This window comes from Enterobacter cloacae complex sp. P24RS, assembly GCF_014982165.1.
In the GTDB taxonomy this organism is placed as follows: Bacteria; Pseudomonadota; Gammaproteobacteria; order Enterobacterales; family Enterobacteriaceae; genus Enterobacter; species Enterobacter quasihormaechei.
The window spans coordinates 65,608-78,340 of the sequence record NZ_JADCKU010000014.1 but is presented as its reverse complement, the minus strand read 5'-3'; the positions used below and the strand labels follow the sequence as shown (position 1 = coordinate 78,340).

The window sequence follows — 12,733 nt, the reverse complement described above, 5'->3', positions numbered from 1 at the left end:
GAAAAAAGCCCGGTATCTTTACCGGGCTTTTCGATTAGCCGTTGTTATTGCGGCTGCCAGAGCGGCGATTGCTGCTGACCTGGCTGTGACGCTTCACCGCACGGCGGATCTGATTTGCCTTCATGCGACGACGATCTTTCTCCACCGCCACTTTCGAGGTGGTTTCTGGCGTCAGGCCAACCAAATCGCGCAGGTAGTTGGTCTGGGTCAGATCCAGTTCGGTATACCCACCGCGTGGCAGGCCTTTCGGCAGCAGAATGTCGCCATAGCGGACGCGGATCAGTCGGCTCACCTGTACGCCTACCGCTTCCCACAGACGACGAACCTCGCGGTTACGTCCTTCTGTCAGGGTTACGTTGTACCACTGGTTAATGCCTTCCCCACCGGTAAACTTGATGGTTTTGAACGCCGCAGGGCCGTCTTCAAGCTGAACGCCACGCGACAGCTCGCGCAGTTTGTTCTCATCAACCTGGCCGAAGACGCGCACGGCGTATTCACGCTCCACTTCACGACTCGGGTGCATCAGGCGGTTTGCCAGTTCACCATCGGTGGTGAACAGCAGCAGGCCGCAGGTGTTCACGTCCAGACGCCCCACGGCAATCCAGCGGGCGCCACGCAGTTTTGGCAGACGGTCAAACACCGTCGGGCGGCCTTCCGGGTCGTTGCGGGTACACAGTTCGCCTTCCGGCTTGTAGTAAGCCAGTACGCGACAGATCTGTTCAGCAGACTCTTTCACGGAGATAAGATGGCCGTCAATGCGGATCTTCAGCCCCGGTACGATTTCTACGCGGTCGCCGAGCGTGGCAATTTTGCCGTCCACGCTCACGCGGCCTGCTTCAATAATGGCTTCGATTTCACGGCGCGAACCGTGGCCGGCGCGCGCCAGCACTTTCTGTAACTTCTCGCTCATTGAGCTTCCTCAGGTGTCGCCTTCACAGGCGTCGAATCAGGTCAAAAACAGGGCAGCGCCCTGCTTTGATGGCCGCGTAGTATATCTGCTTACACCCTTACAAGAAAGGCTTAACATCGCCCACGCCTTCACGAATGACTTCTGGCGCATCTTCGGTGAGATCCACCACGGTGGTCGGCTGCTGGCCGAGATAGCCGCCGTGAATAATCAGCTCAACCACCTTCTCCAGACGATCTTTGATCTCTTCAGGGTCGGACTCGGTAAATTCACTCCCCGGCAGCATCAGCGATGTGGAGAGCATCGGCTCGCCGAGGGTTTCCAGCAGCGCCTGGGCGATCGGGTTAGACGGCACGCGCATCCCGATGGTTTTGCGTTTTTCCTGCAACAGCCGGCGCGGCACCTCTTTCGTCCCTTTCAGAATGAACGTGTAGTTACCCGGCGTGTTGTTTTTGATCAGACGAAAGGCCACGTTGTCGACGTACGCGTAGGTCGACAGCTCGGAGAGGTCGCGACACATCAGGGTAAAGTTGTGGCCATCCGGCAGCTGACGGATGCGACAGATACGCTCCATCGCCCCTTTGTCTTCGATTTTACAGCCCAGCGCGTAGCCGGAATCGGTTGGGTAGACAATTACGCCGCCTTTGCGGACGATTTCCACAGCCTGATTAATCAGGCGTGGCTGCGGGTTATCCGGATGGATATAGAAAAACTGACTCATACTTCCCTCTCTTCAATTTGCTGTGGCTGTTCCCAAAGCTGCCAGACAGGCTCAACGCCCGCAGGTAACCAGAGCTTGCGCCCCAGTTCAATCCACGCGCAGGGCTGATGGAAATCTGAACCCTGTGACCCAAGCAGGCCAAACTGGCGGGCGTAGGTCGCAAGCTGCGAACGCTCATTGGGAGCCTGCTGACACTGGGCAACTTCCATCGCCTCACCGCCGCATTCGGCAAAGTGCGCCAGCAGCCTTTTCAGCCATTTAGCAGAAAGATTATACCGCCCCGGATGGGCCAGTACGGCCTTACCACCAGAATGATGAATGACATCAATAGCTTGTTTTATTGTACACCACTGGGGAGGAACGTATCCGGTTTTCCCGCGCGCCAGATACTTTTTAAAAACATTCGCCATGGTCGTCGCTTTACCGGCTTCAACCAGAAAACGGGCGAAATGGCCGCGCGTTACCGCCCCGCCGTTCGCGAGCTTACGCGCGCCTTCCAGCGCACCGGGAATATGTGCCTTCTCAAGACGTTCGCCGATCATCTCCGCACGTTGATTGCGGCGTGCTTTTTGTTCTTGCAAAAAAGCACGCATTGCCGGATGTTCAGGATCGATGTTCAGGCCAACGATATGAATTTCGTGGTTTTCCCAGAGCGTGGAGATCTCAACCCCGGGTATGAGATTTAGCGCCAGTCCGCTGCGGGCAATCTCCGCACGCGCGGCGGGGATGGCGTCGGTTGTGTCGTGATCGGTTATTGCCAGCGTGCCGACTCGCATTTCAACGGCGCGATGGACCAGGGCTTCGGGCGTCAGCAGGCCATCTGAAGCCTGCGTGTGGCTGTGTAAATCATAAATTACGGCGTAGGTGGTATCGCTCAAAGCACTTCCCATAACAGTCTGGAAACATCCGAAACCCCTATGATACCGACTTACCATGAAATACTGAAATCAGGGGTTGACAACACGCCATCGAACTAGTTAACTAGTACGCAAGTTCACACGAGAAAGGTATCTGAAAATGACAGCACATTTCGCTCTGCACGGTTGGTGGCGTACTTCCTGATCTTCGGGCAGTGTCACGCGTCTGCGAAATGCAAACAGATACCCGCCCGCTACCCAGCGGGCTTTTTTTTGAACAAAATATGAGAACAACAACATGCAAACAGCCAAACCACACCTCGAACTGCTGACCTGCGAGGCGGCCTATCGCCATAACCCTACCGCGCTGTTTCATCAGGTGTGCGGCGCACGTCCCGCGACGCTGCTGCTGGAGTCTGCGGATATCGACAGCAAGGACGACCTCAAAAGCCTGCTGCTGGTTGACAGCGCGCTGCGCATTACCGCGTTAGGTGACACCGTCACCATCAAGGCGTTGTCTGACAATGGCGCGTCGCTGCTGCCGCTGCTGGATGCGGCACTGCCTTCGGGCATTGAAAATGAACGGCACCCGGACCTGCGTATTCTGCATTTCCCGCCGGTGAGCCAGCTGCTGGATGAAGATGCCCGCCTCTGCTCGCTGTCCGTTTTCGATGCCTTCCGCCTGCTGCAAAATCTGGTCACCGTGCCGGAAGATGAGCGCGAAGCGATGTTCTTTGGCGGGCTGTTTGCTTACGACCTGGTAGCCGGCTTTGAAGATTTACCGGCAACCGAGCAGGGTAACCGCTGCCCGGACTACTGCTTCTACCTGGCCGAAACCCTGCTGGTGATCGACCATCAGAAAAAATATACCCGCATCCAGGCCAGCCTGTTCACTCCGTCGGGGTCTGAGAAAAAACGCCTTGAGCAGCGCATCGCGCAACTGCAACAGCAGATGTCGGAAGCACCGCCCGCGCTGCCGGTGCAGCGCATTGAGGAAATGACCTGCGAGGTAAGTCAGACCGACGATCAATACGGCGCGGTGGTACGTCAGATGCAAAAAGCGATTCGCGCCGGGGAAATTTTCCAGGTGGTGCCGTCCCGTCGCTTCTCCCTGCCCTGCCCGTCGCCGCTGGCGGCTTACGATGTGCTGAAAAAGAGCAACCCAAGCCCGTACATGTTCTTTATGCAGGACAATGACTTCACGCTGTTTGGCGCGTCGCCGGAAAGCTCCCTGAAGTACGACGCCACCAGCCGACAGATTGAGATCTACCCGATTGCGGGCACCCGTCCACGCGGCCGTCGTGCCGATGGTTCCCTGGACCGCGATCTCGACAGCCGCATCGAACTGGAAATGCGTACCGACCACAAAGAGCTGTCTGAACACCTGATGCTGGTTGACCTGGCGCGTAACGATCTGGCGCGAATTTGCACGCCGGGCACCCGTTACGTAGCGGATCTGACCAAAGTTGACCGCTACTCCTTCGTCATGCATCTGGTTTCCCGCGTGGTCGGTGAACTGCGCCACGACCTCGACGTTCTGCACGCCTACCGCGCCTGCATGAATATGGGCACCCTGAGCGGCGCGCCGAAGGTGCGCGCCATGCAGCTGATTGCCGAAGCGGAAGGACGCCGTCGCGGCAGCTACGGTGGTGCGGTGGGCTATTTCACCGCTCACGGCGATCTTGATACCTGCATCGTGATCCGCTCCGCCTACGTCGAGGACGGCATTGCTACCGTCCAGGCCGGGGCCGGGATTGTTCTTGATTCTGTTCCGCAGTCTGAAGCTGACGAAACCCGCAGTAAAGCACGCGCGGTACTGCGCGCCATTGCTACCGCACACCATGCACAGGAGATTTTCTGATGGCTGACATTCTGCTGCTCGATAATATCGACTCCTTTACCTACAACCTGGCAGATCAGCTGCGTGCGAATGGTCATAACGTTGTTATCTATCGCAACCATGTTCCGGCCCAGACGCTGATTGACCGTCTGGCGACCATGCAAAACCCGGTGCTGATGCTCTCCCCGGGCCCAGGCGCGCCGAGCGAAGCAGGCTGTATGCCTGAGCTGTTGACACGCATGCGCGGCAAGCTGCCGATTATCGGTATCTGCCTCGGTCATCAGGCAATCGTGGAAGCCTACGGCGGTTACGTCGGTCAGGCGGGTGAGATCCTGCATGGTAAAGCATCGAGCATTGAACATGACGGTCAGGCGATGTTTGCCGGACTGCCAAACCCGCTTCCGGTGGCGCGTTACCACTCGCTTGTCGGCAGCAATATTCCGGCCGGGCTGACCATCAACGCCTCGTTTGAAGGAATGGTGATGGCGGTTCGTCATGATGCGGATCGCGTCTGCGGGATGCAGTTCCACCCGGAATCTATCCTGACGTCCAACGGCGCACGCCTGCTGGAGCAAACGCTCGACTGGGCGCTGCAAAAGCTGGAGCAGACCAATACCCTGCAACCGATTCTGGAAAAACTGTATCAGGCCCAGACCCTGAGCCAGCAGGAGAGCCACCAGCTTTTCTCTGCCGTCGTGCGCGGCGAGCTGAAGCCTGAGCAGCTGGCCGCTGCGCTGGTGAGCATGAAAGTGCGCGGCGAAAGCCCGCAGGAAATTGCCGGTGCGGCCACCGCACTGCTGGAAAATGCCGCCCCGTTCCCGCGTCCGGACTACCAGTTTGCGGATATCGTCGGGACCGGTGGCGACGGCAGCAACAGCATCAACATTTCGACCGCCAGCGCCTTTGTGGCGGCGGCATGCGGCCTGAAGGTGGCCAAGCACGGCAACCGCAGTGTCTCCAGCCGGTCCGGTTCGTCCGACCTGCTGGCCGCTTTCGGCATCAACCTGGACATGAACGCCGAGCGTTCCCGTGAAGCGCTGGATGACCTGGGCGTCTGCTTCCTGTTTGCGCCGAAGTACCACACCGGTTTCCGCCACGCGATGCCGGTTCGCCAGCAGCTTAAAACCCGCACGCTGTTTAACGTGCTCGGTCCCCTCATTAACCCGGCGCACCCGCCGCTGGCGCTGATTGGCGTTTACAGCCCGGAGCTGGTGCTGCCGATTGCCGAGACGCTGCGCGTTCTGGGTTACAAACGTGCCGCCGTGGTACATAGCGGCGGAATGGATGAGGTTTCTCTGCATGCGCCCACGCTGGTGGCCGAACTGAATAACGGTGAAGTGCTGAACTATCAGCTTGAGGCCGCTGACTTCGGGTTGACCCCGTATCATCAGGATGCGCTGGCTGGCGGTACGCCGGAAGAAAACCGTGACATTCTCACGCGCTTATTACAAGGTAAAGGTGAGGCTGCCCATGAGGCCGCCGTGGCGGCCAACGTTGCCATGCTGATGCGTTTACATGGCGAGGAAGATCTGAAAGCCAACGCCCAAAAAGTTCTGGACGTACTGCGCTCCGGTGCAGCTTACGATCGCGTAACCGCACTTGCGGCAAGAGGGTAAATAATGCAGACCGTTTTAGCGAAAATCGTCGCCGATAAGGCCATCTGGGTGGAAGCCCGCAAGCAACAGCAGCCGCTTGCCAGTTTCCAGAATGAAGTCGTGCCGAGCAGCCGTCGTTTCTATGATGCCCTCCGGGGCGCGCGCACTGCGTTTATTCTGGAGTGTAAAAAAGCGTCTCCGTCCAGGGGTGTGATCCGTGACGATTTCGACCCGGCGCGTATTGCCGGTATCTACAAGCATCATGCGTCTGCCATCTCCGTGCTGACGGATGAAAAATATTTCCAGGGCAGCTTTGATTTTCTGCCCGTCGTCAGCGGCATCGCGCCGCAACCGATTCTGTGCAAAGACTTTATTATCGACCCATATCAGATCTGGCTGGCGCGTTTTTATCAGGCCGATGCCTGCCTGCTGATGCTCTCCGTGCTCGACGACGAGCAGTATCGCCAGCTTTCCGCCGTCGCGCATAGCCTGAACATGGGCGTGCTGACCGAAGTGAGCAACGAAGAGGAGCTGGAGCGCGCCATCGCGCTGGAGGCGAAAGTGGTCGGCATTAACAACCGCGATCTGCGCGACCTGTCGATTGACCTCAACCGCACGCGCCAGCTTGCGCCGCGTCTGGGCGCGGGCGTCACGGTGATCAGCGAATCCGGAATTAACCGCTACGCTCAGGTGCGCGAGCTGAGCCACTTTGCCAACGGTTTCCTGATCGGCTCCGCGATGATGGAACACGACGATCTCAATGCTGCCGTGCGCCGCGTGCTGTTGGGTGAGAACAAAGTCTGCGGCCTGACCCGCGAACAGGATGCACAGGCCGCGTATGAAGCGGGCGCCATCTATGGAGGCCTGATCTTTGTTGAGTCCTCTCCACGCGCGGTTAATGAAGAGCAGGCGCGCAGGGTGATTGCGGCTGCACCACTCAGCTATGTGGGCGTATTCCGCAATGCGGATATCACCGACATTGCAGCAAAAACGGACGCGTTATCCCTGAGCGCGGTCCAGCTGCATGGCGACGAAGATCAGGCGTATATCGATGCTCTGCGACATGTTCTGGCGCCACAGGTTCAGATCTGGAAAGCGCAGAGCGTCGGTGACACCCTGCCCGCGCGTAACCTGAATCATGTTGATAAATACGTGCTCGACAACGGTCAGGGCGGTACGGGGCAGCGCTTCGACTGGTCGCTGCTGCGTGGAGAAGCGCTGGACAATGTTCTGCTGGCGGGGGGATTAAGCCCCGATAACTGTGTGGAAGCGGCCAAAACCGGCTGCGCCGGCCTCGATTTCAATTCAGGCGTAGAGTCCCAACCGGGCATAAAAGACGCCAGCAAGCTGGCATCGGTATTCAAAACTCTGCGTGCATATTAAGGAAGAGAAGATGACGACATTACTTAACCCGTATTTTGGTGAGTTCGGTGGGATGTACGTCCCACAAATCCTGATGCCCGCGCTGCGCCAGCTGGAAGAAGCGTTCGTGAGCGCGCAAAAAGATCCGGCGTTTCAGGCGGAGTTTACCGACCTGCTGAAAAACTACGCGGGCCGTCCGACGGCGCTGACCAAATGCCGTAACCTGACCGAAGGCACAAAAACCACGCTTTACCTTAAGCGTGAAGATTTGCTGCACGGCGGCGCGCACAAAACTAACCAGGTGCTGGGCCAGGCGCTGCTCGCTAAGCGCATGGGTAAAACCGAAATTATCGCTGAAACCGGTGCGGGCCAGCACGGCGTGGCCTCTGCCCTCGCCAGCGCCCTGCTCGGCCTGAAGTGCCGCATCTATATGGGTGCCAAAGACGTTGAGCGCCAGTCGCCGAACGTGTTCCGTATGCGTTTGATGGGCGCGGAGGTGATCCCGGTGCACAGCGGCTCCGCCACGCTGAAAGATGCCTGTAACGAAGCGCTGCGCGACTGGTCTGGCAGTTACGAAACCGCCCACTATATGCTCGGCACCGCTGCGGGCCCGCACCCGTTCCCGACCATTGTGCGCGAATTCCAGCGCATGATCGGTGAAGAGACCAAAGCGCAGATCCTTGAAAAAGAGGGTCGCCTGCCGGATGCGGTGATTGCCTGCGTCGGCGGCGGGTCTAACGCCATCGGCATGTTTGCCGATTTTATCGACGAAACCCGCGTTGGGCTGATTGGCGTCGAGCCTGCCGGTCACGGCATTGAAACGGGCGAGCACGGCGCGCCACTGAAGCATGGCCGCGTGGGGATCTACTTCGGTATGAAAGCCCCGATGATGCAGACCGACGAAGGGCAGATCGAAGAGTCTTACTCGATTTCTGCCGGGCTGGATTTCCCGTCCGTTGGGCCTCAGCACGCGTTCCTCAATAGCACCGGCCGCGCGGATTACGTCTCCATCACCGATGACGAAGCGCTGGAGGCCTTCAAAACGCTGTGCCGCAATGAAGGGATCATCCCGGCGCTGGAGTCTTCCCACGCCCTTGCACACGCGCTGAAAATGATGAAGGAAAACCCGGAAAAAGAGCAGCTGCTGGTGGTGAACCTTTCCGGCCGCGGGGATAAAGATATCTTTACCGTTCACGATATTCTGAAAGCACGAGGGGAAATTTGATGGAACGCTACGACAACGTATTTGCTGAACTGAAATCCCGCCAGGAAGGCGCGTTCGTTCCCTTCGTGACGCTGGGCGACCCCGGCCCCGAGCAGTCGCTGAAGATTATTGACACCCTGATCGCAGCCGGTGCCGACGCGCTGGAGCTGGGTATTCCCTTCTCCGATCCGCTGGCGGATGGCCCAACCATCCAGAACGCCACCCTGCGCGCCTTTGCGGCAGGCGTGACGCCGACCCAGTGCTTTGAAATGCTGGCGGCGATCCGCCAGAAGCACCCAACCATCCCGATTGGCCTGCTGATGTACGCCAACCTGGTCTTCAGCCGCGGTATTGATGCATTTTACGCCGAGTGCGCCCGCGTGGGTGTCGACTCCGTGCTGGTGGCTGACGTGCCCGTTGAAGAGTCCGCGCCGTTCCGTCAGGCGGCGATGCGCCACAACGTCGCGCCGATTTTCATCTGTCCGCCGAATGCCGATGACGACCTGTTGCGCCAGATTGCCTCTTACGGACGAGGATACACCTACCTGCTCTCCCGTGCGGGCGTGACCGGCGCGGAGAACAAAGCCGCGCTGCCGCTGCATCACCTGGTGGAGAAGCTGGCAGAATACCATGCCGCTCCACCGCTTCAGGGCTTCGGGATTTCGTCTCCGGATCAGGTTACTGCGGCCATTGACGCGAAGGCCGCCGGGGCCATTTCCGGTTCGGCTATCGTTAAGATTATTGAGAAGAACGTGGATAAACCAGAGCAGATGCTGGCTGAGCTGAAAACGTTCGTCACATCCATGAAGGCGGCCACGCGCAGGGCGTAACCGTTACAACCGTCTGGCCCCGGCGCCAGGCGGTTTTCCCCCTTGCTCCCTGAGAGCAACCTGCCAAAATTGATCCTGTCGATATTTTCGGTGTGAATGACTTTCCAATCTTTCGTGTAAGCGTATGATCTGGGCTCTTTTTAGCGTTATCCTTCTGAGTTCAGAGGTTATTCATGTCCTGGTATTACTTCAAGCAGACTTACCTGGTTAAGTTCTGGTCACCTGTTCCGGCCGTTATCGCGGCAGGCATTCTCTCTACTTATTATTTCGGTATTACCGGCACCTTCTGGGCCGTTACGGGCGAGTTTACCCGCTGGGGTGGACAGCTATTGCAGCTTGCTGGCGTTCATGCCGAAGAGTGGGGCTACTTTAAGCTGATCCATCTTGAGGGCACACCGCTGACCCGCATTGACGGGATGATGATCATCGGCATGTTCGGCGGCTGTTTTGCGGCCGCGCTGTGGGCCAACAACGTTAAGTTACGCATGCCGAAAAGCCGCATCCGCATTATGCAGGCCGTGGTCGGCGGCATCATAGCCGGGTTTGGCGCCCGCCTGGCGATGGGCTGTAACCTTGCCGCGTTCTTTACCGGTATTCCGCAGTTCTCGCTGCATGCGTGGTTCTTTGCCGTCGCCACCGCCATCGGCTCATACTTCGGCGCAAAGTTCACCCTGCTGCCGCTGTTCCGCATTCCGGTGAAAATGACGAAAGTGAGCGCTGCCTCTCCGTTGACTCAAAAGCCCGATCAGGCCCGTCGTCGCTTCCGCCTCGGTATGCTGGTCTTTTTTGCCATGGTTGCCTGGGCGATGTGCACGGCGATGAATCAGCCAAAACTCGGCCTGGCAATGCTGTTCGGCGTCGGTTTCGGCCTGCTGATTGAACGCGCGCAGATCTGCTTTACCTCCGCGTTTCGCGATATGTGGATCACCGGACGAACGATGATGGCGAAGGCAATCATTGCCGGTATGGCGGTCAGCGCGATCGGCATCTTTAGCTATGTGCAGCTTGGCGTGGAGCCGAAAATTATGTGGGCCGGACCTAATGCGGTCATTGGCGGATTGTTGTTTGGTTTTGGCATTGTGCTGGCGGGCGGGTGCGAAACCGGCTGGATGTATCGCGCCGTGGAAGGCCAGGTGCATTACTGGTGGGTTGGTCTGGGTAACGTGATTGGCTCAACCCTCCTGGCGTACTACTGGGATGACGTCTCTCCGGTGCTGGCAACCAACTGGGACAAGGTCAATTTGCTGAATACCTTTGGTCCACTCGGGGGGCTCATGGTGACCTACGCCCTGCTGCTTGTCGCCTTCTTGCTGGTGGTTGCACAAGAGAAGCGTTTCTTCCGCCGGGCTACCGTCAAAACTGAAACTCAGGAGAATGCCGCATGAAAGAGATCGTGCCTGACTATCGTCTCGATATGGTGGGTGAACCCTGCCCTTACCCGGCCGTCGCCACGCTTGAGGCGCTACCGCAGCTTAAAAAAGGTGAAATTCTGGAAGTGGTGAGCGATTGCCCCCAGTCCATCAACAACATTCCGCTTGATGCTAAAAACCACGGCTATACCGTGCTGGATATCCAGCAGGACGGGCCAACCATACGGTATTTGATTCAGAAGTAGCTCTCAGGTACGAAAAAGGCCTCTACGGGAGGCCTTGTTTCAACTTGCTGGCTTTAGCCACCGTCGCCTTTTGAGTTTCGGGAGGCATGAATGGGTGGTGAGGCGTGTTCCGCAAACTGAACAGACCGCACCGTGAGGTTGGCTGTGCGTCGGGCTAAACGTGGTGAAATAAAACTGTTTGCCTGCACATACCGGACACTCAAATTTGATGTTGGGGATATCCCCTCCAGCCAGATGTATGGAAGAACCACCATACAGCAATTCACGGACTTACAGGGATATATCGTCCCCGCGAGAACACAAGGCGAGGAAGACTTAACATAGGCTTTTGAAACTTAACTCTTATTGATCCACAGCAACAGGAAAGATTTACACTTAAGTAAAATCTTACGTCTGGTTTGAGTAGGGTTTTGACGCGTTGATGTTTTTTAGATGTTTTGGATTTTTGCTTGTTTTTATCTCGTTTCACGCTTCGTCTTTGAATTTCTCATCGACGTTTTTGCGGCTGAACTGCCCGGAACGCGGCCTGGTCGAAATTATTCTGCACGTCTACGACCACACCCAGGAAAAGTGGCCCGGGCATTTTGAAACCGGCGCTGGCCATAAACGTGTCGGCGATACCGAAATTATTCCCTTTGCAAACGGGGATGTTCTGTTCCACTCCATTTCACGCGATGCGTTCAGCTACCTGTATGATGGCGAATCGACGCTCAGCCACTGCATGAAGCTGGACGAACGCCCCGTTTATCCGTCCTTTTGACGCCCGGCACTGGCCGCTGTGCGGCCAGTTTTTACCGAATCAGAAACGGTAACCCGCAGAGAACATAAATACCCACGGATCCAGACGGGTACTGATACTCTGCTGCTCTCCGCCCGCCTTGAAGCGAACGTCGGTATCAATATCCATGTACCAGACCGAGGCGTTGATCAGCCAGTCGCGGTTGATCAGATAGTCCAGCCCCACCTGCCCCGCCACGCCCCAGGAGTCCTTCAGGCTGAGATCGGAAAGCCCGGCCGCTTTCCCGGTATCGTTAAATTTCTCGTCAAAGAAGGTGGTGTAGTTAACGCCCGCGCCAATATAGGGGCGCACCTTGCTGCTGGAATCCCCAAAGTACCATTGCGCCATCAGCGTTGGCGGCAAATGGTGCACCGTGGCAATGTCTCCGGTCGGTCCCAAACCGACGCGGTGACGAAACGGCGTGGCGGCAAGAAGCTCAACGCCCACGTTATCCGTTGCCATATAGGTAAAGGTCAAGCCTAGCTGAGTATTATTGCTGACGTTGAAACCGCCCATCCCCAGCACGCTGTCTGAGCCTTCCGTTGGGCGCACCGTTGCCGAACCGGCACGGATAAAGAATTCACCTGCTTCATGCGCGTACGCGCCGCCAGAGAGACTGCTTAAGATAAGGGCTGCCACCGCTAATTTTTTCATATCCGCTCCATCGTTGTGGTTTTAATTGCGGAGGAGAATATACTCACAAAAGAGTAATAAGTGATCTAACACAGATCACATTAAAACCAGTAAGTTAACATTCATTGATCTAGGTTAATTTTTGGTGACGCCATATAAAGCAATAAGTTGTTACCACGTCAATTTCTGGCATTTCACGGTTACAAAAATTTCTGCTTTTCCTCACTTGCGCTTGCAGTAGCGGCTGAACAATCTTTCGCTCTCACAGTCTGACTGGGTGGGTCCGTCTTTTGCAGCTTTACAAAGATATGCTTTTCCATACAAGCCTTGATGCTGCCACCAGCGCCATATCCGGTGTACAATTGCCGGCTAATTAACACCTGCAATACTC

Annotated in this window: 13 protein-coding genes, 1 pseudogene and 1 other annotated feature; of the genes and pseudogenes, 10 read left to right on the top strand and 4 right to left on the bottom strand. The window is 57.1% G+C overall.

The features are described 5' to 3' along the window. Positions 1-34: 34 nt before the first annotated feature. The 3 genes from rluB to rnm form a co-directional block, all read right to left on the bottom strand. On the bottom strand, positions 35-910 hold the full coding sequence (gene rluB / locus INF58_RS15500; RefSeq protein WP_193528029.1) for a 23S rRNA pseudouridine(2605) synthase RluB: 876 nt from the start codon (positions 908-910) through the stop codon (positions 35-37). A 97-nt stretch (positions 911-1,007) separates the two neighbouring features. Next, the gene (locus tag INF58_RS15495) at positions 1,008-1,628 is read right to left on the bottom strand and encodes an L-threonylcarbamoyladenylate synthase (protein ID WP_003856793.1); all 621 of its coding nucleotides are present in this window, start codon (positions 1,626-1,628) and stop codon (positions 1,008-1,010) included. Beyond that, positions 1,625-2,518 (bottom strand): RNase AM, encoded by an 894-nt coding sequence (gene rnm, locus INF58_RS15490; protein ID WP_064910501.1) that lies wholly within the window; start codon positions 2,516-2,518, stop codon positions 1,625-1,627. The genes INF58_RS15495 and rnm overlap by 4 nt, the downstream gene beginning before the upstream one ends. Before the next feature lie 127 nt (positions 2,519-2,645). On the opposite strand from rnm, the gene trpL reads away from it, so the two are divergent. The 9 genes from trpL to INF58_RS15445 all read left to right on the top strand — a co-directional run bounded on the left by trpL (position 2,646) and on the right by INF58_RS15445 (position 11,691). Further along, positions 2,646-2,690 carry a trp operon leader peptide gene (gene trpL / locus INF58_RS15485; RefSeq protein ID WP_071524153.1) on the top strand — a complete coding sequence of 15 codons (45 nt, stop codon included), beginning with the start codon at positions 2,646-2,648 and terminating at the stop codon, positions 2,688-2,690. Then, positions 2,667-2,760, top strand: a sequence feature (Trp leader region). Its footprint overlaps the gene before it by 24 nt. 23 nt (positions 2,761-2,783) lie before the next feature. Continuing rightward, positions 2,784-4,346, top strand: coding sequence for an anthranilate synthase component 1 (locus tag INF58_RS15480; protein ID WP_193528028.1), 1,563 nt, complete (start codon positions 2,784-2,786; stop codon positions 4,344-4,346). After that, complete coding sequence (trpD, locus tag INF58_RS15475; protein ID WP_063866553.1) at positions 4,346-5,941, top strand: bifunctional anthranilate synthase glutamate amidotransferase component TrpG/anthranilate phosphoribosyltransferase TrpD; 1,596 nt, start codon at positions 4,346-4,348, stop codon at positions 5,939-5,941. Before INF58_RS15480 ends, trpD begins: the two co-directional genes overlap by 1 nt. Before the next feature lie 3 nt (positions 5,942-5,944). Continuing rightward, a complete protein-coding gene (trpCF, locus tag INF58_RS15470; RefSeq protein ID WP_193528027.1) occupies positions 5,945-7,303 on the top strand; it encodes a bifunctional indole-3-glycerol-phosphate synthase TrpC/phosphoribosylanthranilate isomerase TrpF in 1,359 nt (452 codons plus the stop codon). A 10-nt stretch (positions 7,304-7,313) separates the two neighbouring features. Then, on the top strand, positions 7,314-8,507 hold the full coding sequence (gene trpB, locus INF58_RS15465) for a tryptophan synthase subunit beta (protein WP_063452264.1): 1,194 nt from the start codon (positions 7,314-7,316) through the stop codon (positions 8,505-8,507). Continuing rightward, positions 8,507-9,316: a tryptophan synthase subunit alpha gene (gene trpA, locus INF58_RS15460; protein ID WP_063452263.1), complete on the top strand. Its 810-nt coding sequence runs from the start codon at positions 8,507-8,509 to the stop codon at positions 9,314-9,316. The genes trpB and trpA overlap by 1 nt, the downstream gene beginning before the upstream one ends. A gap of 173 nt (positions 9,317-9,489) precedes the next feature. After that, positions 9,490-10,701: a selenium metabolism membrane protein YedE/FdhT gene (gene yedE, locus INF58_RS15455; RefSeq protein WP_193528026.1), complete on the top strand. Its 1,212-nt coding sequence runs from the start codon at positions 9,490-9,492 to the stop codon at positions 10,699-10,701. Beyond that, on the top strand, positions 10,698-10,931 hold the full coding sequence (gene yedF / locus INF58_RS15450) for a sulfurtransferase-like selenium metabolism protein YedF (protein WP_003856774.1): 234 nt from the start codon (positions 10,698-10,700) through the stop codon (positions 10,929-10,931). The genes yedE and yedF overlap by 4 nt, the downstream gene beginning before the upstream one ends. Before the next feature lie 478 nt (positions 10,932-11,409). Further along, positions 11,410-11,691, top strand: a complete 282-nt coding sequence (locus INF58_RS15445) for a hypothetical protein (protein ID WP_370551720.1) — start codon at positions 11,410-11,412, stop codon at positions 11,689-11,691. A 39-nt stretch (positions 11,692-11,730) separates the two neighbouring features. On the opposite strand, the gene ompW is transcribed toward INF58_RS15445, so the two are convergent. Further along, a complete protein-coding gene (ompW, locus tag INF58_RS15440; RefSeq protein WP_063866546.1) occupies positions 11,731-12,363 on the bottom strand; it encodes an outer membrane protein OmpW in 633 nt (210 codons plus the stop codon). A 275-nt stretch (positions 12,364-12,638) separates the two neighbouring features. On the opposite strand from ompW, the pseudogene INF58_RS15435 reads away from it, so the two are divergent. Next, positions 12,639-12,719 (top strand): annotated as a pseudogene (locus tag INF58_RS15435) (YkgJ family cysteine cluster protein); the annotation flags it as partial. Positions 12,720-12,733: the final 14 nt, after the last annotated feature.